Annotated in this window: 17 protein-coding genes and 1 tRNA gene; 11 read left to right on the forward strand and 7 right to left on the reverse strand. The window is 61.5% G+C overall.

Annotated features, from left to right (window positions below):
* Nucleotides 1–14: 14 nt before the first annotated feature.
* Both ACLI1T_RS01045 and ACLI1T_RS01050 read left to right on the forward strand, forming a co-directional pair.
* Nucleotides 15–329: a hypothetical protein gene (locus ACLI1T_RS01045; protein ID WP_023016597.1), complete on the forward strand. Its 315-nt coding sequence runs from the start codon at nucleotides 15–17 to the stop codon at nucleotides 327–329.
* Nucleotides 322–645, forward strand: coding sequence for an Rv3654c family TadE-like protein (locus ACLI1T_RS01050; RefSeq protein ID WP_349886970.1), 324 nt, complete (start codon nucleotides 322–324; stop codon nucleotides 643–645). The genes ACLI1T_RS01045 and ACLI1T_RS01050 overlap by 8 nt, the downstream gene beginning before the upstream one ends.
* Here the strand turns inward: ACLI1T_RS01050 and ACLI1T_RS01055 are convergent.
* Entirely contained in the window at nucleotides 642–3,014 is a 2,373-nt protein-coding gene (locus tag ACLI1T_RS01055) for a DEAD/DEAH box helicase (protein ID WP_023025044.1), read from the reverse strand. The genes ACLI1T_RS01050 and ACLI1T_RS01055 overlap by 4 nt on opposite strands.
* Before the next feature lie 181 nt (nucleotides 3,015–3,195).
* On the opposite strand from ACLI1T_RS01055, the gene ACLI1T_RS01060 reads away from it, so the two are divergent.
* Entirely contained in the window at nucleotides 3,196–3,399 is a 204-nt protein-coding gene (locus ACLI1T_RS01060; RefSeq protein ID WP_005276524.1) for a cold-shock protein, read from the forward strand.
* A 23-nt stretch (nucleotides 3,400–3,422) separates the two neighbouring features.
* Here ACLI1T_RS01060 and ACLI1T_RS01065 read toward each other — a convergent pair whose 3' ends face one another.
* On the reverse strand, nucleotides 3,423–4,052 hold the full coding sequence (locus tag ACLI1T_RS01065; RefSeq protein WP_023025046.1) for a DedA family protein: 630 nt from the start codon (nucleotides 4,050–4,052) through the stop codon (nucleotides 3,423–3,425).
* Nucleotides 4,053–4,298: 246 nt separating this feature from the next.
* Between ACLI1T_RS01065 and topA the strand changes: the two genes are divergently transcribed.
* Together topA and ACLI1T_RS01075 are read left to right on the forward strand one after the other, a co-directional pair.
* Nucleotides 4,299–7,304 carry a type I DNA topoisomerase gene (gene topA, locus ACLI1T_RS01070; RefSeq protein ID WP_349853430.1) on the forward strand — a complete coding sequence of 1,002 codons (3,006 nt, stop codon included), beginning with the start codon at nucleotides 4,299–4,301 and terminating at the stop codon, nucleotides 7,302–7,304.
* Between the two features lie 26 nt (nucleotides 7,305–7,330).
* On the forward strand, nucleotides 7,331–8,068 hold the full coding sequence (locus ACLI1T_RS01075) for a hypothetical protein (protein WP_023025048.1): 738 nt from the start codon (nucleotides 7,331–7,333) through the stop codon (nucleotides 8,066–8,068).
* Here ACLI1T_RS01075 and ACLI1T_RS01080 read toward each other — a convergent pair.
* Both ACLI1T_RS01080 and ACLI1T_RS01085 read right to left on the reverse strand, forming a co-directional pair.
* Complete coding sequence (locus ACLI1T_RS01080) at nucleotides 8,061–9,269, reverse strand: DUF418 domain-containing protein (RefSeq protein ID WP_411702814.1); 1,209 nt, start codon at nucleotides 9,267–9,269, stop codon at nucleotides 8,061–8,063. The genes ACLI1T_RS01075 and ACLI1T_RS01080 overlap by 8 nt on opposite strands.
* A complete protein-coding gene (locus tag ACLI1T_RS01085; protein ID WP_034659466.1) occupies nucleotides 9,269–10,801 on the reverse strand; it encodes an adenylate/guanylate cyclase domain-containing protein in 1,533 nt (510 codons plus the stop codon). The genes ACLI1T_RS01080 and ACLI1T_RS01085 overlap by 1 nt, the downstream gene beginning before the upstream one ends.
* A gap of 37 nt (nucleotides 10,802–10,838) precedes the next feature.
* On the opposite strand from ACLI1T_RS01085, the gene ACLI1T_RS01090 reads away from it, so the two are divergent.
* The 3 genes from ACLI1T_RS01090 (at nucleotide 10,839) to ACLI1T_RS01100 (ending at nucleotide 12,820) form a co-directional block, all read left to right on the forward strand.
* Entirely contained in the window at nucleotides 10,839–12,038 is a 1,200-nt protein-coding gene (locus ACLI1T_RS01090) for a DNA polymerase III subunit delta' (RefSeq protein WP_411702815.1), read from the forward strand.
* 141 nt (nucleotides 12,039–12,179) lie between these two features.
* Nucleotides 12,180–12,255 (forward strand) — tRNA-Thr (locus ACLI1T_RS01095).
* Nucleotides 12,256–12,502: 247 nt separating this feature from the next.
* The gene (locus ACLI1T_RS01100) at nucleotides 12,503–12,820 is read left to right on the forward strand and encodes a hypothetical protein (protein WP_411702816.1); all 318 of its coding nucleotides are present in this window, start codon (nucleotides 12,503–12,505) and stop codon (nucleotides 12,818–12,820) included.
* On the opposite strand, the gene ACLI1T_RS01105 is transcribed toward ACLI1T_RS01100, so the two are convergent.
* A complete protein-coding gene (locus tag ACLI1T_RS01105; protein WP_411702817.1) occupies nucleotides 12,804–14,426 on the reverse strand; it encodes an AMP-binding protein in 1,623 nt (540 codons plus the stop codon). The genes ACLI1T_RS01100 and ACLI1T_RS01105 overlap by 17 nt on opposite strands.
* 151 nt (nucleotides 14,427–14,577) lie before the next feature.
* On the opposite strand from ACLI1T_RS01105, the gene ACLI1T_RS01110 reads away from it, so the two are divergent.
* From ACLI1T_RS01110 to ACLI1T_RS01120, 3 genes are read left to right on the forward strand one after another with little or no spacing between them, the layout of a single operon-like run.
* Nucleotides 14,578–15,393 (forward strand): GDSL-type esterase/lipase family protein, encoded by an 816-nt coding sequence (locus ACLI1T_RS01110; protein ID WP_411702818.1) that lies wholly within the window; start codon nucleotides 14,578–14,580, stop codon nucleotides 15,391–15,393.
* Nucleotides 15,394–15,445: 52 nt separating this feature from the next.
* Nucleotides 15,446–16,531 carry an S-(hydroxymethyl)mycothiol dehydrogenase gene (locus ACLI1T_RS01115; protein ID WP_039885377.1) on the forward strand — a complete coding sequence of 362 codons (1,086 nt, stop codon included), beginning with the start codon at nucleotides 15,446–15,448 and terminating at the stop codon, nucleotides 16,529–16,531.
* Nucleotides 16,531–17,145 (forward strand): MBL fold metallo-hydrolase, encoded by a 615-nt coding sequence (locus tag ACLI1T_RS01120; RefSeq protein ID WP_298695095.1) that lies wholly within the window; start codon nucleotides 16,531–16,533, stop codon nucleotides 17,143–17,145. The genes ACLI1T_RS01115 and ACLI1T_RS01120 overlap by 1 nt, the downstream gene beginning before the upstream one ends.
* On the opposite strand, the gene rfbA is transcribed toward ACLI1T_RS01120, so the two are convergent.
* Together rfbA and rfbD are read right to left on the reverse strand one after the other, a co-directional pair.
* Entirely contained in the window at nucleotides 17,142–17,990 is an 849-nt protein-coding gene (gene rfbA, locus ACLI1T_RS01125) for a glucose-1-phosphate thymidylyltransferase RfbA (RefSeq protein ID WP_411702819.1), read from the reverse strand. The genes ACLI1T_RS01120 and rfbA overlap by 4 nt on opposite strands.
* Nucleotides 17,991–17,992: 2 nt before the next feature.
* Entirely contained in the window at nucleotides 17,993–19,378 is a 1,386-nt protein-coding gene (gene rfbD, locus ACLI1T_RS01130) for a dTDP-4-dehydrorhamnose reductase (RefSeq protein ID WP_411702820.1), read from the reverse strand.
* Between the last annotated feature and the right edge of the window lies 1 nt (nucleotide 19,379).

Genomic DNA, 19,379 nt, shown 5'->3' on the forward strand with positions numbered 1-19,379 from the left:
AGAAAGGAGGAATCATGCGCACGGTAGTCGATGACGATGGTTCCGTGACCATCGAGGCCGCCCTGGCATTAAGCTCCCTCGTCCTCGTGGCGGCGGGCATCATCGGTGCGATTGCGACGATGGCGTCCTATATCGCGGCGGTGGATATGGCGGGCGCGGCGGCTAGGTCGCACGCCATCGGCGTCGAGTACCAACCGGCGCGCGAGGATGCCCGGGTGAGCGTGCAGGAAAGTGCGGGGCTTATCAGGGCATCGGTAAGCGTCGATGCTCCCATTGGCACCATGAGCGCGGAAGCGGTCTTTCCCGCCGAGGTGGCCGGCAATGACTAGCAGGCTCCACGGCGAGGATGGATACGCCACCATCGCAGCCACCGGAATCATCGTCGCCATTATCAGCTTATTGCTGGTCATTGCGGCGGTGGGATCTCGTGTGACCGCGCGCCATGAAGCGCAAGTGGCCGCGGACCTTGCCGCCGTGGCCGGCGCGTGGGCCTTAGCCACCGGCAAGGATGCATGTGCGGCCGCAGAAAGCACCGCGCGGGATAACGGCGCGAGCCTCGAGGAATGCACAGAAAATGTACCCGATATCATCGCCGTTGCCGCGGTGCGCGGCCAGAGCGCCAAGGCCAAGGCGGGCCCAGTCTAAACCGCGGCATCCTGCGTCATGGTGACGAGCGCGCCGAGCAGCTTGATGGCGCCGTCCTTGCTCAGAGGATTATTGCCGTTGCCGCACTTGGGCGATTGCACGCACGATGGGCACCCGGCCTCGCACGGGCAGGAGCGCACCGCCTCAAAGGTGGCCGCGATCCACTCGGGGAAGCGGCGGAATCCCTCTTCGGCAAACCCGGCGCCACCGGGGTGGCCGTCGTAAACAAAGATGGTGGGAAGCTGTGTATCCGCGTGCAGGGCGGTGGATACGCCGCCGATATCCCAGCGGTCGCAGGTGGCGATAAGCGGCAGCAGGCCAATGGCGGCATGTTCGGCCGCATGCAGGGTGCCGGGGATATCGGCGGCGGTAATGCCCATCGCAGAAAGCGCCAGCGGGTCGATGGTATAGGCCACGGCGCGGGTGGTCAGCCGCTGTTCGGGGAGATCGAGGGGGATATCGTCGCCGATGGTGCCATCGGCAAGCCGCACCTGATAGCCGGTGACGCGGTCGGTGACCTCGACCTCCACGTCCGCCACCCACAGGCCTGGGGAGTAATTGACCAGGTTATCGGCCTCGCGCACGATGCGAATATCTGTCGTGGAGCGCGGGGTGGTCGAATACTCGGGGGTTTCCGGGCGGGCAAGCGCCACATAATCGGCCAGGAGGAGTTCCTCGATGACAAAGCTTTCGCCCTGGTGCAGGTAGACCGCGCCGGGGTGGACCTGGCTGGTCGCGCGGGCTGCATCGATGGTGCCCAAAAGACGCCCATCGGAGGCATCCACGATCATGACCTCCTCGCCTGATCCGCCGCGCAGCGATACCGCTGAGTGGGCGGTTTCCGGAGAGAGCTCCTCCGCGCTGGAAGCGGGAATGGGCACGGCAAACCATCCGCGCTCGCGGCGGCGCACGAGGCCTTGCTCCGCAAGCTGGTGGATGACCTCGCTGGCACCCCACTCAGCAATGGTGGCATCATCCAGCGGTTTCTCCACCGCCGCGCAGTAGAGATGACCAAAGAGGATGTAGGGGTTCGTGGGGTTAAAGACGCTCGCTTCCACCGGCTTGCCCAATAGCGCATCGGGGTGGTGCACCAGGTAGGTATCCATGGGTTCATCGCGGGCGACGAGCACCACGAGCGAACCTTGCCCGCGGCGGCCCGCGCGCCCGGCCTGCTGCCAAAAACTGGCCACCGTGCCCGGAAAACCAGCGGTGACCACGGCATCGAGCCCGCCGACGTCGATGCCCAGCTCGAGGGCGGAGGTGGTGGCGACGCCTAAGAGAGAGGCATCGTCAAGCGCCTGCTCCAACCGGCGGCGGTCCTCGGCTAAGTAACCTGCGCGGTAGGCGGCGATGCGCTGCGCGAAATCCGGCCGGCCCAAGCTACCGGAGAGGGTCTCGGCGGCTACCATCGCCACGACCTCGGCGGAGCGGCGGGAGCGCACAAAGGTCATGGTCCGGGCGCCTTCCGCGATGAAGGTCGCCATCATCTCGGCTGCCTCGGTGGTGGCCGCGCGCCGGACGGGGGCGCCGTGCTCGCCCTCCGCGCCCTCCAGGAATCCAGGCTCCCAGAGCGCGACCGTGCGCGCGCCGGTGGGGGCGGAATCCTCAGTAATCGCATGCGCCGGGCGGCCGGTGAGGCGCTCGGCATGCCGCGCCGGATCATTCATGGTCGCGGAGGCATAAATGATGGTGGGCTGCGATCCATAATGCCGGCACAGACGGAGCAGGCGGCGCACCACCAGGGCCACATTGGCACCGAATACGCCCCGGTAGGAATGGCATTCATCGATGACAATGAACTCCAGGTGGCGCAGCACCCGCGCCCACCGCGCGTGCGCGGCCAGCATGGACATGTGCACCATATCGGGATTGGAAAACACCAAGCGCGAATGCTCGCGCACGCCCGCCCGCGACTCCTGGGGCGTATCGCCGTCATAGGGCGCGGGCACCACGTTCTTGAGCTCCGGAATCCCGCGGCACAGCTCGAGCGCGGACTGCAGCTGGTCCGATCCCAGGGCCTTGGTGGGGGTGAGGTAGAGCGCGCACGCGGTCTGATCCTCTGCCAACCGGGTGAGGATGGGCAGCTGGTAGCCCAGGGATTTTCCGGACGAGGTGCCGGTGGAAATTACCGCGTCGCGGCCCTGCCACGCGCATTCGGCGAGCTCGGCCTGGTGCGCATAGAGCTTGCCGATGCCCCCATCTACCACCTTCTCCTTCAACCCCGGCAGCACCCACTCCGGCCAATCGGCGTAGCGGGCCCGTTGCGCCGGGAGCGTGGTGTGAAACGTCAGGGTGGACTCAGAAAGGCGCCGCTGGATGAGTTCTAGGAGCTCTTCACCAATGGGGTTATCGCCAGCCGGGTGAGACAATTTTTTACCCCCTTGTGAGTTAAATCTATCGCTTTGGCATGGAACGTGTCACACTGTTGACAGGCCAATGTTGTCTTGGTGCGGTTTTATACTTCACGGTACTGCTCGAGGACCCATTTACCGAATAACTACCGGCGCGGTTTTCCGCGCTACCTCTTTAAGAAAAGGAACTCAGTTCACCATGACACAAGGAACCGTTAAGTGGTTTAACTCCGAAAAGGGATACGGCTTCATCGAGCGCGAGGACGGCGGCGGAGACATCTTCGTGCACTACTCCGAAATTCAGGGCAGCGGCTTCCGCACCTTGGAAGAAAACCAGAAGGTCAGCTTCGAGGTTGGATCCGGCCCGAAGGGCGACCAGGCGCAGGCCGTTTCCATCCTCTAAAGCCTTTTAGGGTTTTAAGCGCCCTAGGGCGTTTCGGCGTAGCCGCGGCGGGTATCCCACCACTCCATGATGCTGTTTTGGGCCTTTTGCAGTCCCAAGCCGATGAATACGGCGGCGATAATGCTGATAACCATCGCAAACAGTGGGGTATCGGAGAACGCCAAGCCGCCCACATAACCAATGGCCAAGGCTTGGAATGCCCAGAGCATCACGCCAATGGTGTCGAAGAAAAGGAAGACCGGCCAGGGAAAACGCATTGACCCCAGTAAAATGGTCATAAAGAGCCTTGCTGAGGGGATAAAGCGCGCAATGATAATGGCCGCGCCACCGCCGCGGCGCATATTGCGTTTTACCCAGGTGAGGGCCTCGTAGGCCTTCGTTCCTTTCTGAATGCGGTTAAGCAGTGGCATAAACCGCGTGCCCAGCAAAAAGCACAGGTTATCGCCCAACATGGCGGCTACGAGCGCCGCAAAGAACATGGTGGGCAGGTGCGGAAATCCCTGCGAGCCGGCCCAGGCGCCGGCCATATTCAGCGGGATTTCGGAAGGGAGCACTGGAAAGAAACAGTCCCCGAAAATGAGCAGGCCCACGATTGGATACACCCACTCCGTGCCCATGATGGCTTCAATCCACATCGTTACTGTGTCAACCATCTAATCCTCCACGGGGTGTGTTGTGGGTGTGCTATCGTCCCCAACAATGCTTTCACAGCTGCTGGACTTTCTAAAAAGGTCAGTATAGACCGGTTCGGTGGGGGTGCGAAGCGCCCCCTACAAAGCCTTTTGGTAGTACCAAGTATATGGTGCGAAGAACGGTATAAACCACCTGTGTACGCTAGGGGCGATTGCTGAAAGCGCACAAATTTTAATGTTCGCATCATCGAAAGGGATGAAGTCGAAGTGGCAGAAGCGGCCGAGCCGGGCAAAACTTTAGTGATTGTGGAGTCGGCGACTAAGGCGAAGAAGATCCAGCCGTACCTGGGAGATAACTACATCGTGGAGGCCTCCGTGGGGCATATCCGCGATCTCCCGCGGGGCGCTGCCGACGTGCCGGCGAAGTTCAAGAAAGAATCTTGGGCCCGCTTGGGTGTTAACCCGGAAGATGACTTCGCCCCGCTTTACGTCGTCAGCCCGGATAAAAAGAAAAAGGTCGCTGACCTCAAATCCAAGCTGAAGCAGTGCGATAACCTCTTGCTGGCAACAGACCCGGACCGCGAGGGCGAGGCCATTGCTTGGCACCTATTGGAGGTTTTAAAGCCCAAGGTGCCGGTGCGCCGCATGGTCTTTAATGAGATCACCAAGTCCGCCATCCTGGAGGCGGCGGAAAACACCCGCGACTTGGACTATGACCTTATCGATGCCCAAGAAACCCGTCGCATCCTCGACCGCCTCTACGGCTACGAAGTCTCCCCGGTGTTGTGGAAGAAGGTTATGCCGCGGCTTTCGGCCGGGCGCGTGCAGTCGGTGGCCACGCGGGTCATCGTCGAGCGCGAGCGCGAGCGCATGGCGTTTATCTCCGCCGATTACTGGGATTTGCTCGCCACCTTGGACGCGGGAGCTGGCAGTGGCGAGGGCCCGTCGGCCTTTGACGCGCGCCTGACCGCGGTTAATGGCAAGCGCGTGGCTTTGGGCCGCGATTTCGATGATAGCGGAAATGTGAAAACCAAGGACGTCATCGTCATTACCCAGCCGCAGGCGGAGGCCTTGGAAAAGTCCCTGCAGGGCGCGGGCATGACAGTAGCCGGGGTGGAGCACAAGCCCTATACCCGCAAGCCTTATGCGCCGTTTATGACCTCGACGCTGCAGCAGGAGGCGGGCCGGCGCCTGCACTTTACCTCGGAGCGCACGATGCGTATTGCGCAGCGCCTCTATGAAAACGGCCACATTACGTATATGCGTACGGACTCCTCTTCGCTGTCCCAGCAGGGCTTGAACGCCGCGCGCAGCTCCGCGACCAGCATTTATGGCGAAGAATACGTCTCGGATTCCCCGCGCGTCTATGACCGCCGCGTGAAGAACTCGCAGGAGGCGCACGAGGCTATCCGCCCCGCCGGTGAGTCCTTTGCCACCCCGGGCCAGCTTTCTAGCCAGCTGGATGCGGAGGAATTTAAGCTCTATGACCTAATTTGGAAGCGCACCGTGGCCTCGCAGATGGCCGATGCCAAGGGCACTTCCATGAAGGTGGCGGTCGCTGGCACCGCGAACACGGATAACGGCACCTACGACGTCGAGTTCTCTGCAACCGGCCGCACCATTACCTTCCCGGGTTTCTTGAAGGCTTACGGCGCCGACGAGGATACGAGCAAGAAGAGCGACAACCGCCTGCCACACCTGGAGGAGGGCCGCGATCTTCAGGCCGAAGAGGTTTCGGCAGAAGGTCACTCCACCAACCCGCCGGCGCGCTATACAGAGGCCAGCCTGGTGAAAAAGATGGAAGATTTGGGCATCGGGCGCCCCTCGACGTATGCCTCCATCATCAAGACTATCCAGGACCGCGGCTACGTCGTCTCGCGCGGCAACGCCCTGGTGCCTTCGTGGGTGGCCTTCGCCGTGGTGGGCCTATTGGAGGAAAACTTCACCGAGTTAGTGGATTATGACTTCACCTCGTCCATGGAAGATGAGCTGGACTCGATTGCCACCGGCACGGAGGATGGCACGGACTGGCTCAACGGCTTTTACTTTGGCAACGCTGAGGCCAACGAGCACAAGGCGGCCTCCATCGCGCGGCATGGTGGGCTGAAATCGCTTATCGATGTCAACCTCGAGGCCATCGATGCCCGCAAGGTCAACTCGCTGAAGCTCTATACCGATTCTGAGGGCCGCGAGGTCTTCGTGCGCGTCGGCCGCTACGGGCCTTATATCGAGCGCGCGATCGGCACCAATGAGGACGGCAGCGTGGAATACCAGCGCGCCAACCTCTCGGAGACGGTGACCCCGGACGGGTTGAATGAACAGCTGGCGGAAAAGCTCTTTGCTACCTCGCAGGGCGGGCGTCAGCTGGGCGAAAACCCTGAAAACGGCCGCATGGTGGTGGCTAAGGAAGGCCGGTTTGGTCCCTATGTCACCGAAGTCGTGCGCGATGATGAGCGGGAGAAGGCCGAGGCGGAGGCCTTGGAGATCGTCGCCCAGGAGCGCGCAGAAGAGGATAAGCAGCGCGCCGAGGAAGGCAAGCGCGCCAAGAATTGGGAGACTAAGACGGCCGCGAAGCAGAAGGAAAAGCGCATCAATGACTACATTGATGAGAAGCTGAAGCCTGGCACAGCCTCGCTCTTTAGCTCGATGGAGCCGCTGACCGTCACGCTGGAACAGGCCCTTGAGCTGCTATCCCTGCCGCGCGAGGTGGGCGTGGACGACGGGGAGATGATCACCGCCCAAAACGGCCGTTACGGCCCATACCTGAAGAAGGGCACGGATTCGCGCTCGCTGGCTAAGGAAGAGCAGATCTTTAGCATCACCTTGGATGAGGCCCGCCGCATCTATGCGGAGCCGAAGCGTCGAGGCCGCGCAGCCGCACAGCCGCCGCTGAAGCAGCTCGGCGATAATGACGTTTCGGGCAAGCCTATGACCGTTAAGGATGGCCGCTTCGGCCCGTACGTCACGGACGGCACCACCAATGCGTCCCTGCGCCGCGGCGACGATCCGGAGCAGCTTACCGATGCCCGCGCCAACGAGCTCCTCTCCGAGCGCCGCGCCAAAGAGGCCTCTGGGGAGACGAAGAAGAAGTCCACGAAGAAGTCTTCTAAGAAGAGCACAAAGAAGTCGACCAAGAAATCGACGAAGAAGGCAACCAAGAAGTCCAGCAAGAAGGCCACTAAGAAGGGCACGAAGAAGGCGGCTAAGAAATCTAGCTCGAAGCCTTCGCCCGGCACGAAGAACGTGGTTAAGGCCGGCTCGCGGAAGAAATAAGCGCAGAAATAAGTAAGGTGGCGGGCATGAATGATTTTCTTGCCCGCACCGAGGAAGGCACCGCGGCCTTGACCCGCGCGGTGTCTGAAACTTTTGCTGATGTCACCGACCCAGCCCGGCGCACGCCGCGGGGCTGGCGGCGCTTCGCGTACCTAGCGCTAGGCGAGTCTACGGTATGGTCCCGTCTCTTTGGCTGGAAGAAGGCACACGCCGTAACGAGCACGCCGCTTTTGCCGCTATTGGCAGCGGAGGCGCAGGACCCCACCCTGAGCCCCGCCTTGTTGGCCGGCGCGGTGGGCCAGGTGGAAAAGACGCGCCGCTTGCACCGCCCCTCCCTCCTTGGTGTGGCCGGCGTAACCGCTAGCCACGCGGCGTATTCGTGGGTGCTCTACCGGCGCGGCGCGCGCAACGATGCCCGCGGTTGGGGCCTGCGCGCCATCGCTTGGGCGGCGGCGCTCTTTGCCACGCGCAAACAGCCCACCCGGACCGCGGTAGCGGTGGGCGGCGCGGCGGTGCTGACCACCTCGGCGCTGGCGGGCGATCCGCGCCTGCGCACCGATGCGACGAAGGGATTGAGCCACGGCGCGAACCTCTTGGTTGCGGCAGAAGGCCTGACGGCGCTGCGGGCGCGAATAGCAGCAGCCGGGTCCCAGAAGAACAAGAAACAAGCCAAGCCCACGAAGGCGGCCCGGGCGGTGGGCGCGGCGGAGGCCGGCGCTTTTGCCTTGGGGCACTTCCTGCTAGTCGATGCCCTGACTAGGTAAGGTCCTGACTGGGTACGCTCCGCTCCGGCTGCATGCTCGGGCCATAAGATAGCCGGCGGTGCACCACTTCGAAGGGCCCGCGCAGGCCCAGCGCTTCGAGCACGCAGGCGCCGATTACGGTCACCAGCCACACGCCGCAGGCGAGCCCGGCTTGTCCAAAGGCACCAAGCTCGTGGCCGAAGTCCAGCGTGAAGGGGTGCACGAGCAGGAAAAATAGTATCGACTGGCCCACGTAACCGCTCATGGATCGCTTACCCAGCGCGACGAAGGGCCACAAGAGCGCAGGCACGGAAGCGCCGGCGGCTAGGCGCTCTTGCACGGGTTGCAAGATAAGGGCGAGCCCGGCGAGGATTCCCGGCCCGGTCAGCACGCCGAGGAAGGAATTGGCGCTACTGGCCGCGCTTGCCCAGCGCTGATCGATAACCCCGAGGGTACCCAAGGACCACAGCGTGCCAATGACCAGCGTTACGGCGGCGGCGATGGCCACCCAGCGCAGGAGTTGGGGGCGGTGAGAGGGGACATCGGCAAGCACGCCCTCGCGCGCCCACACAAAGCCCACCAGCATGACCGGCAGATACATCAGCACGATGAGCGGGGCGGAGATTATCTGCGCGCCTAGGGTGAGAAGCTGGCTCAGCAGCAGGTCACCGTAGGAATTTACCGTGCCAATGGCATCGACGGGGATATCGAGCCCGCCGTCAACCGCGGAGAAAATAAACGCGGCGATGCCGAGCACCGTCAGCACCCCGAGCGCGATATGAGAAATCTTGCGCAGCGTAGAATTATGCAGCGTGAGCAGCAGCGCAATGACTATGCCCGCTATGCCATAGACAAACATGATATCGCCCCAAAACAGCAGTACCATGTGCACCGCGCCTAGCAGCGCGAGGAAGCCATAGCGCTTGGCGATGACCCTCCTTGCCTCCCCCAGCGGAAATCCCCGCCGCCACAGGCTCATCGCAATAAGCCCCACGCCGAAGCCCAGCAGGGTAGAAAACATGGGCAGGCCGCGATTGTGCACGAAGAAAGCGCCGAAGACGACGGCGATTTTATCGAGCACGCTGTCATCGAGGATGCCGCCGAAATACGCGCCCGGCCGGTCCTCAGTGATGATCCACGCGGTGGTCATATTCGCTATCGCGATGCCTAAAAGCGCCATTCCGCGCGCAGCATCGGGCACGATGAGGCGGGTGCTGGCCACTAGATTTCGCACCGTTCTGCCAGGCTGGCGCGAATGGGGCGGGCCAGCTGGGTCATGCGGCGGCGCCCGCGCAGCTCAATGGATTTCATGACGGTCCAGCGGGCCTGCTCGGCCTCGTTGGCCGTCTTTAGGGTGGCGGCGTTGGTCAGGACCTGGCCGGGGGTGTCCTTAGCCATTTCGGTCAGGCGGGCGGCCTCGTTGACGGCATCGCCAATGACGGTGTACTCGAAGCGATCCGCGCCGCCGATGTGGCCTGCCACCACGTGGCCGGAGGCGACACCGATGCCGGCCTGCAGCTCGAGCCCGCGCAATTCCCCGCGCAGCTCGCGGGCGGCCTGCAGGGCCATCGAGGTCGAGTCGTACACATTGAGCGGTGCGCCAAAAACGGCGAGGGCGGCATCGCCCTGAAACTTATTAATGATGCCCTTATTGCGGTGCACCACCGTTACGACGTGCTCGAAGAATTTATTGAGCTCCGTGACCACTTCCTCGGGGGAGTGGTTGACCGCAAAGGTGGTGGAACCGATGACATCGATAAACAGCACCGCGACCTTCCGGTCCTCGCCGCCCAACTCGGGGCGCTCATCAAGGGCGCGCTGGGCCACTTCAGTGCCCACGTAGCGGCCGAAGATATCGCGGACACGCTGGCGCTCGCGCAGCCCGCGCATCATCTCATTAAATCCTGCCTGCAGGACGCCGAGCTCGGATCCATCGTAGATATCGACCTCGGCATCGGCCTCGCCGCGGCGCACGCGGTTAATCGCATCCTGCAATTCTACGATGGGATCGACCACGCTCATGATGGCGAAGCTGGTGCCGATAAACCCGGTAGCCAGGGCGGTGAGGGCCAGTGCCACGATGGCCGGGATGATTTCGCTGGCATCGCCGGAGAAGAGCCCGGTGTGCTGCCCCAGCAGCACCAACACGATGCCGAGCAGTGGCACACCGGAGGTCATCAGCCAGGTGGAAAACAGGCGATACTTGATGGGCGGTTCGACGGTGGAATCTTCGAAGCGGCGGGCGACGGCTTGCGCGGCGACGGGCCGCACGAGGCGCTCTGCCTGCAAGTAGGTCAAGATGATGACCACCAGGCCCGCCAGAGTGGTGGAGACGCCCACGACGAGCCCGAGGCGCCCGGATTGCCCGCTGGAGATAGCCACGGTCAAGATGATGCCGATGAGCCAGACCGCGGCCGCGACTAGGGATTGGTAAACGGGGATGCGCAGAACGAGGGTGCGCACCATATTCGGATCGTGTGCATCGGGATTGCGCTGCCAGTCCAGCACGGGGCGGAAGAGCAGCAGGGTCGCGGCGATGCCGATGATGACCGCAAAGATGAGGTAGACCGCCGCCACTCCCTTCAGGTTGGGTAGCTCGGCAGCAAAGTCCTCGATTTCCGGCATGGGCAGGAAATAGAGGATAAAGGTCATGATCGCGATGGCGCCGATGATATTGGCGCCCAAGACCAAGGCAGCGTATACCGGCCATTGGGTTCCCATAAGCCAACGAGCGCCACGCAATAGTCTGTTCATAACTACTTACTGTAGTAAGACCAGTAGGCTAGAGCGAGTGAATACGGGAAGCGTTGCGCAACGATTGGCAGATACCCCAGGTGTGGCCCGCACTATCTTGGGTGCCGCGCGGGCGGCGCGGGGGATGCCGGGGGCAGATCCGCGGGCGATGAGCCATTCCTGGCTCTTTACCGGTCCGCCCGGTTCCGGGCGTTCCTTGGCCGCAATCGATTTCGCGGCCACGCTCATGTGCACGGATCCGGAGGAGCCGGGCTGCGGAAAATGCGAGGCCTGCCGCGCCGTGCTGGAGACTAAGCAGCACACGGACCTGGTCTTGGTGGACCCGCAGGAGGTCATCATCCCGGTGGATACGGTGCGCGAGGTCATCGGGCGCGCCGCGAGCTTGCCCACGGTCGCCCCGTGGCGCGTCGTGATCTTCAATAACGCGGATCGCCTCAACAATAACGGCGCCAATGCGCTGCTTAAAACGGTGGAGGAGCCGCCGGAGCGCACCGTGATCATCATGTGCGCGCCTTCCGATGCCCCCGAGGACTTCTCCCAAACCCTCCGCTCGCGCTGCCGGCACCTGTACATCCCCTCGCCGTCGGTGGAAAATATCGTTGCGCAGTTGGTGAGCGAAGGCGCCTCGGATCACGATGCCCGCCTCGCCGCCGTCACCTCCCTGCGCCACGTGGGCAGGGCGCGCCACTTAGTGGCGGATCCGACGGTGCAAAAGCGCCGCGCGGTGGCCATCAACCTGGCCGAGGACATCTTCCACGAGTCCCAGGGCTTTCAGGCGGTGACCTCGCTTCTCAAGCTGGTGGATGCGGAGGCGAAGGAATCGCACAAGGAGGAAGAAGAAGCGGAGCTGGCCAAGCTGGAAAATACCTTTGGCGTGGGCGCGAAGGGCAAGGGCGCGGCGAAGGCGCAGCGCGATGCCCGCTCCGCCATCAAGGACCTACAAGAACAGCACAAGAAGCGGGCGAAGAGACGGGTCATTGATAACCTCGATTTGGTGCTCGTCGATCTCTCCGGAATCTATCGCGACGCGCTGATGACAAAGGTGGGCGCGCAGGTGGAGATGACCCACCCGGATTTCGCGGGGCTATCTGGCGAGCTGGCGCAGCGGGTGAGCGAGGAGGGCCTCTTGGAATGCCAGTCCGCCATTTCTTATTGCCGCGAGCAGCTAACCCAGAACGTGGGCACGCAGATTGCCTTCGACGGCTTGGTGGGCAGGCTGCGCAGGGCCTGCCTTTAGCGCTGGGGGCTGTCTAGTACCGGGACCGTCGCTAGTATTGGGCCGGAGTTTAACACCGGCCCGCCAAAAACCAGGCCTGAGCCCCGATTTCTTTTCCGCGCCACCCCTGCGATAGAATCGCCAGTGCTGCTTAAACAGCGCGCCGCCTTAGCTCAGTCGGTAGAGCATTTCACTCGTAATGAAAAGGTCGCGAGTTCGATTCTCGCAGGCGGCTCCATTTTTATATGTGCGGGTTTCTTCCTTAATATAAACTCTCCTTCAATAGAAGCAGGCCATATGGCCTCGGTGAGAGAAGGAACGATACACTGCTTATTGCTACCGTCGCAGCAGAAATCCTCTTTTGGGCGTGCCTTATTCTGGGCGGTGTTCTCCGATACATCGTTAAGGCCCCAAGAATTGGACTGGCATTCTTTATCGCTACGCCAATTATTGACATAGTCTTGTTAATTTTCTCATTTTTCACCATGCATAACGAAGGCGAAGCGGGATTCATGCACGGTTTCGCAGCTTTTTATATCGCATTTTCGCTGGTCTTTGGCGGCAACATCATACGCGCAGTTGATCGGAAACTCAGCGGGAAGTCGAAAACCGAGTCTGGGAATCAGTCCGATAATAATGTAAGAAAATCCGTATATGCCAGTGCGGTGACGGCTGCGATCCTTATAGTTAGCATCGCGGTGGTAGGGCTAGACGGCAGCTTCTGGTTGATTTATTGGCTTATTGCCGTGCTCTTTACCCCACCGATGTGGTGGGGCATTGAAAAATTTAGTCGCCGTGCTTAAGCAGGCGCGGAACCACCTTGCCGGTGGCATTGCGCGGCAGCTTGGATAGGAAATGCACATCGCGGGGCACGGAGTGCTCGGCGAGCTTTTCGTGCACCCAGGCACGGATGGCATCGGCAGTCAGATCGCGGCCGGCGGCATCGGCAGTAGGCACCGCCCATACGGCGATGCGGCTGAAGGTCTCGCTATCCTCCACGCCACCCGCGTGCACCTCATCGATGCCGGGCATGGCCTCGAGCACCTCGGTCACGGACTGGGGGTGGACATTCTCGCCGCCCACGATGATCATGTCATCGGCCCGGCCCACGACGTGGAGGAAGCCCTGCTTGTCGATGTACCCCAGATCGCCGATCGACAACAGTCCATCGATCCGATTGAGCTTGAGCTTAGGGTTGGTATAGCCGGTCATGGCGGTGGAATTGGTGAGGTAGATTTCGCCCACCTCGCCGCGGGGAACGGGGTAGCCCTCCTCATCGAGGATGCGTAGCTTGGTGCCATTGGCCACCTTGCCCACCGCATCGGGGTTTTCTGCGACCTGGTCCATCGTGGCCGTTGAGGCTAGGGCAAGCTCCGTGGAACCATAAACGTTGCACAGGATGGGGCCGAAGCGCGCATTGGTGTCCTTGACCACCTGCGGGGTAAGGGCATTGCCGGCAGAGGCGATGAAGTTCAGGCTGGAGGTATCGAAGGAACCCTCGGGATCGTGATCCACCAAGCGCTTGAAAAAGATGGGGGAGGAGAGCATGCCGTCGAGGCGGTAGCGTTGGACATCATCAAGCACCTGCTCCGGTTCAAAAACGCGGCGGGTGACGATGGTATTGCGCAGCCCCAAGGCGATATTGATGCAGGCCCAGCCCCAAGTGTGGAAGATAGATGCCGTCATCTGCACGCGCTGATCGGCGCGCCACGGGATATTGCCCACGATGGAGGCGAGCACGACCGGCAAGGTTGGCTCGGGGCGCATGATGCCCTTGGGGATGCCGGTCGTGCCGGAGGACATCAGCACGATGGGGCCGTGCTTGGGAAAGGCGGGCAGCTCGATATCCAGGGGATTCTTCACGATCTTTTCGAGCGTGGGTAGATCGCTCGCCCCCGTATCGTGGGCAATGATGACCGGAATATCGAGGTTGGGATCGACGCGGTCGATGAATTCATCATCGATGACGAGGACGTTGACGCCATTTTCTTCGATGCAGCCGGCCAGCTGCTCTGGGGAAGAACCGACATTGAGCAGGTAGATTCCGGCACCGGCGTAACCCTTGGCGCCCAAGGGAATGATGATGCCGCGGCCGTTGCGGGCCATGACGCCCAGCCGGATTTCCGTCAGCTGCAAGGACTGCAGGTAGCGGGCGAAATTCTGCGCGTGGGATCGCAGCTGGCGGTAGGTGAGGGTGCCGTCGTCATCGATAAGCGCGAGGCGATCTGGGCAGGTTAAATAGGCCTGCTCAATTTCGCGCGCCGTGGTGAAGCGGTAACGCGCGAGGTTGGGCAGGAGCTTGAGCTGCCCGCCAAGCCCGCCTTGCCGGGTGATAAGCCCCGACTTGAAGAGGGCAGGGAAGAACTGGCTGAGCGCGGAGGCGTGGAAGGGAACATCAGTCAATTTCATGGAAGAGAAAGCTCCGAAAAGAGAAGATAACGAAAATATAACTACAAACGATATCGTCAGAAGAAAAGATCGTGTTGCTTTTAACTCGAAAAATGTTACTAGAGTGACTAATATACACTTAAGTGACGACGTGTGAAGAAAAGGTCTCTCAATGAAATCCATAAAACTCAAAGCATTTTCGGTCGTAGCTTCCGCGATCGCGGTGGTAGGTGCGGTGGCCGCGCCGCAGGCTAGCGCGGCAGAACGCAATCTCGTCTCCTTCGGTGACTCGGTCATGGCGGATCCGAATGGCGGGGAATACTTGGCGGACCGCTTCAATCCCTCCCGGGTGATCGGGGAGAACTGCCCCACTTCCTTCAACTATGCGAAGCGCACCGGTGCCAAGATTGGCCTGCCGGTGCGCGATTTCTCGTGCGCTGGTGCGGTGTCGATGTCCAACGGCCCGCAGATCTGGCAGCAGGTGGATGCCGCCATCGGATCTGGCGCGCTGACCCCGGATACGGCGCGCGTGCTGATTACCACCGGTTTTAATGACACCTATAACCACCCTGATTTGAACATGACGCAGATCCGTCAGGAATTTACGGATCGCACCGCCCCGCAGGTTGAGCGGATTAAGCGCGCCGCGCCGAATGCCCGCATCCAGATCGTGGGCTACCCCACCATCGGATCGGGTCCGCACTACTGTCTCGTCCACGTCGGCCCGACGCCGTTGGATTCGACCTTCCTGCCCATGGTTCAGGACTACGAAAATAAGGCGCAGTGGATGCAGGTTGATCTGGCGGCCCGCACGGGCGTGCAGTTCTTGGATATGAAGCCCTCGACCCGCAATAACGGCATGTGCGCTAATGCGAATGACCGCATGTGGGCAGGTCTCGTGGACTTTACGGCGGGCGCTGGCAACCTGCCTATTCACATGAACCAGCGCGGCCACGAGCACGCGGCCAACGTCATTGCCGCTTCCTAGCAACCATTTTCATTACCGCGGCTATATTGAAAATGTAGGTATGGTTGTGGACATGACTGTAAAAGCTGTTATTGCCCGCTCTAAGGGCGCGGAAGTTGAGACCGTAAATATCGTTGTTCCCGATCCCGGCCCCAATGACGTCATCGTGCGGGTACAGGCCTGCGGTGTATGCCACACCGACTTGGCCTACCGCGATGGTGACATCGAGGATGCCTTCCCCTTCCTGCTGGGCCACGAGGCGGCAGGCGTGGTGGAGACCGTAGGTTCTGCGGTCACCCACGTGGAGGAGGGCGATTTCGTTGTCCTGAACTGGCGCGCAGTGTGCGGCGAGTGCCGCGCTTGCAAGAAGGGCGAGCCCAAGTACTGCTTTAATACCCACAACGCTTCGAAGGCCATGACCTTGGAGGACGGAACCGAGCTCACCCCTGCGCTGGGCATCGGTTCCTTCGCAGAGAAAACCCTGGTCCACGAGGGCCAGTGCACCAAGGTTGATGACATGGACCCCGCAGCTGCCGGCCTACTGGGCTGCGGCATCATGGCCGGCCTCGGCGCATCCGTTAATACCGGCGATATCCAGCTGGGCGAGTCCGTAGCCATCTTCGGCTGCGGCGGCGTCGGCGTGGCGGCGATTGCCGGTGCGAAGCTGGCGGGCGCGGCGAAGATCATCGCCGTAGACATCGACGAGTCCAAGCTGGAGACCGCGCGCGAGTTCGGCGCCACCGACACCATTTGCTCGAAGGGCATGTCGGAGCAGGAGGTCATCGATGCGGTGCGCGATCTCACCGGCGGCTTCGGCACGGACGTTTCCATTGACGCGGTGGGCATCCAGCCGACGTGGCGCCAGGCCTTCTACTCCCGCGATCACGCCGGCCGCATGGTGATGGTGGGCGTGCCTAACCTGACCGATCATGTGGACATCCCGGCCATCGATCTTTACGGCCGCGGCGGTTCCATCAAGCCGGCTTGGTACGGCGATTGCTTGCCGGAGCGCGATTTCCCCGCATACGTTGCCCTGCACAAGGCCGGCAACTTCCCGCTGGATAAGTTCGTTTCTGAGCGCATCGCGCTTGACGATGTCGAGTCTGCCTTCCAAACTATGAAGGACGGCAAGGTACTGCGTTCGGTGGTGGAATTTTAATGCAGATTGACAGCACGGTAACTTCTGGCAAGTTCCGCCTGGATGGCGGCGAATGGGACGTGGACAATAACGTCTACGTACTTGGCGATGCCTCCAGCGTCTACATCGTCGACCCCTCCCACGATCTCGATGCCGTGGCGGAGCTGGTGGGCGATCGCAAGGTCGAGGGCATCATCTTGACCCATGGCCACAACGATCACTGCGAACTCGCGCCAGAGGCGGCGAAGCGCTTCGACACGGATGTCTACATGCACCCGGACGATGACATGCTCTGGCGAGAGGCGAATGGCGATGCCCACTACATCGACCTAGCCGATAACGGTCAGTTCGACATCAACGGCGAGAAGATCACCGTCTACCACACCCCGGGCCACTCGCCGGGCTGCGTCGTCCTCTACGTCGATGGCACCCTGCTGTCTGGCGATACCCTGTTCAACGGCGGCCCTGGCGCGACGGGGCGCAAGTACTCGGACTTCGATGTCATCATCGAATCCCTGCGCAACGTTGTCTTCAACCTGCCGGATGACACGAAGGTCTTGCCGGGCCACGGCGATGCCACGACGGTGGGTGCGGAAGCGGCGCGCATCGACGAGTACATCGAGCGCGGCTACTAATAATCGCGTAAGTACTCCCCGTAGCCGGATTTGAGGAGGGGCTGGGCTAGCGCTTCCAGCTCCGCCTGGGAGATGAATCCGGCTTCATAGGCCGCCACCTCGGGGGAACCGATGACGATGCCCGTCCTTTTTTGCATCACCTCTACATAGGCGGCGGCCTCGCTCATGGAATCGACGGTGCCGGTATCCAGCCAAACACTACCGCGGTGGAGGCGCTGCACGCTCAGCGCGCCGCGGCGCAGGTAGGCCTCGTTAATGGAGGTAATCTCGAGCTCCCCGCGATCGCTAGGCGTGATGGACTTAGCGATATCGATGACCGAATTATCGTAGAAATACAGCCCGACGACGGCGTGATTAGACCGCGGTTTCTCCGGCTTTTCTTCGATGCTCAGTGCTTGACCGGCCTGGTCGAATTCCACGACTCCGTAGCGCTGCGGATCCGATACCTCATAGGCAAAGATGATGCCGCCCTCTGGATTGCGGCACTGGCTTAGCTCCCCGCCGAAGCCGTGGAAGATATTATCGCCGAGGACCAGCGCAACGCTGTCATCACCAATGAAATCCTCCCCAATCAAAAAGGCCTGCGCCAATCCTTCTGGGCGGGGCTGGACGGCGTAATCGATCATTAACCCGAGTTGGGAACCATCCCCGAAGAGCCGTTGAAACGCCCCAGCGTCCTCTGGGGTGGTGATGATGAGGATCTCCCGAATGCCCGCTTGGATGAGCGTGGTCAACGGGTAGTAGATCATCGGTTTGTCATAGATGGGCATGAGCTGCTTAGAGATGCCCTTAGTAATGGGATAAAGCCGCGTTCCGGATCCACCGGCAAGGATTATGCCTTTCATCGCTACTCCTCGCTGGCCTTGCTGGGCTCGCCAGGAACGCTAGGGTACAGCGCGAGGTACAAGGCGAGGGCGGCCCGCCAATTCTGCGGGGAAAAGCCCGTGGCTTCGATTTTATCTAGGGCAAGCGTCGATTCTTTGGGCCGTGGTGCCTCGGGTCCGGCGATTTCCCGATACTGTTCGGTGCTTACCGGCGTGACCTCTGATGGGTCGTGGCCTAAGCCGATGAATACGGACATCGCCATTTCATCGCGCCCGACGGTATCGCCGGAGTTGGAGATATTATAAATCCCGTACTCGGGGCGGGTGCGCAAGAGATGCGCGATGCCCTTCGCCAAATCCTCGGCAAAGGTGGGGCGCCCGCGCTGGTCATGGATGACCTTCGGCTCCTTATCCGCTTCGGCGAGGCGGCGCATGGTGGCGATGAAGTTCGGGCCATCGCCAAATACCCACGAGGTGCGCACAACATAATGCTGCGGTGCAGTCTGAGCGGCGGTTTCGCCAGCGGCCTTCGACGCCCCGTAGGCGGATAGGGGCGAGGGGGTCTCGTCTTCGGTGTGCAGCTCCTTGGATCCATCGAAGATGTAGTCGCTGGATACGTGCACGAAGGCCAGCTGGTTTTCGGCAGCGATGCGGGCGAGCTTCGCCGGGGCTTCGGCGTTGACGGCCCAGGCGGCGGCGCGATCGTCCTCGGCGCCATTGACGTCGTTGTAGGCGGCGCAGTTGATGATGGCCTCGTATTGCTTCCACTGGCGCTGCGGGGGATTGGTGATGTCGAACTCCGTATGGGTGCAGAACTCGGCATTCTTGAGAACCCGCTTCAGCGCCCTGCCGAGCTGACCATTCGCACCGGTAACGAGGATTGTGCGGGGAGGCATGGGCTCTACATCTGCAAGCGCCGGCAGGCGCTTATCCTTTTCTGATACCTCGCGTGGTTCGAGGGGCCACTCCACGGCGTCGAGGTTGATTCCGGTATAGCGAGCATCGGGGGACCAGTGCTCGTTAACCAGGTAGGAGTAGGAAGTTTCCTCGAGCGCTTGAAAGCCATTGGCAACCCCGCGCGGTACAAATACGGCGGTCTCCGGCCCCACTTCATGGGTGACGATTTCCCCGAAAGTTTCGGATCCTTCCCGCAGATCGCACCACGCGCCAAAGATCTTGCCGTGCGCGACGGAGACGAGCTTGTCCCAGGGCTCGGCGTGCAGCCCTCGCGTGGCACCAGTGCGGTTATAAGAAATATTATTTTGCACCGGCTGGAACGAAGCCAGATCTGGCGCGGCCTCGCTAAGTTTTTCGCGCTGCCAGTTTTCCTTGAACCAGCCGCGGTTATCCCCGTGCACGTCTAGCTCAATGATGAGTAGGCCTTTAATGGCGGTGTTGTGTACCTGCATA

It is taken from the genome of Corynebacterium tuingiense (assembly GCF_046718165.1).
Classification (GTDB): Bacteria; Actinomycetota; Actinomycetes; order Mycobacteriales; family Mycobacteriaceae; genus Corynebacterium.

What these genes read in the sequence shown, in the direction of transcription:
- rfbA (WP_411702819.1), bottom strand. Translation starts at nt 17,990, where the DNA reads ATGAAAGGCATAATCCTTGCCGGTGGATCCGGAACGCGGCTTTATCCC.
- ACLI1T_RS01065 (WP_023025046.1), bottom strand. Translation starts at nt 4,052, where the DNA reads ATGGTTGACACAGTAACGATGTGGATTGAAGCCATCATGGGCACGGAG.
- ACLI1T_RS01115 (WP_039885377.1), top strand. Translation starts at nt 15,446, where the DNA reads ATGACTGTAAAAGCTGTTATTGCCCGCTCTAAGGGCGCGGAAGTTGAG.
- ACLI1T_RS01085 (WP_034659466.1), bottom strand. Translation starts at nt 10,801, where the DNA reads ATGAACAGACTATTGCGTGGCGCTCGTTGGCTTATGGGAACCCAATGG.
- ACLI1T_RS01050 (WP_349886970.1), top strand. Translation starts at nt 322, where the DNA reads ATGACTAGCAGGCTCCACGGCGAGGATGGATACGCCACCATCGCAGCC.
- ACLI1T_RS01060 (WP_005276524.1), top strand. Translation starts at nt 3,196, where the DNA reads ATGACACAAGGAACCGTTAAGTGGTTTAACTCCGAAAAGGGATACGGC.
- ACLI1T_RS01110 (WP_411702818.1), top strand. Translation starts at nt 14,578, where the DNA reads ATGAAATCCATAAAACTCAAAGCATTTTCGGTCGTAGCTTCCGCGATC.
- ACLI1T_RS01045 (WP_023016597.1), top strand. Translation starts at nt 15, where the DNA reads ATGCGCACGGTAGTCGATGACGATGGTTCCGTGACCATCGAGGCCGCC.
- ACLI1T_RS01100 (WP_411702816.1), top strand. Translation starts at nt 12,503, where the DNA reads ATGCATAACGAAGGCGAAGCGGGATTCATGCACGGTTTCGCAGCTTTT.
- ACLI1T_RS01120 (WP_298695095.1), top strand. Translation starts at nt 16,531, where the DNA reads ATGCAGATTGACAGCACGGTAACTTCTGGCAAGTTCCGCCTGGATGGC.
- ACLI1T_RS01075 (WP_023025048.1), top strand. Translation starts at nt 7,331, where the DNA reads ATGAATGATTTTCTTGCCCGCACCGAGGAAGGCACCGCGGCCTTGACC.
- rfbD (WP_411702820.1), bottom strand. Translation starts at nt 19,378, where the DNA reads ATGCAGGTACACAACACCGCCATTAAAGGCCTACTCATCATTGAGCTA.
- ACLI1T_RS01105 (WP_411702817.1), bottom strand. Translation starts at nt 14,426, where the DNA reads ATGAAATTGACTGATGTTCCCTTCCACGCCTCCGCGCTCAGCCAGTTC.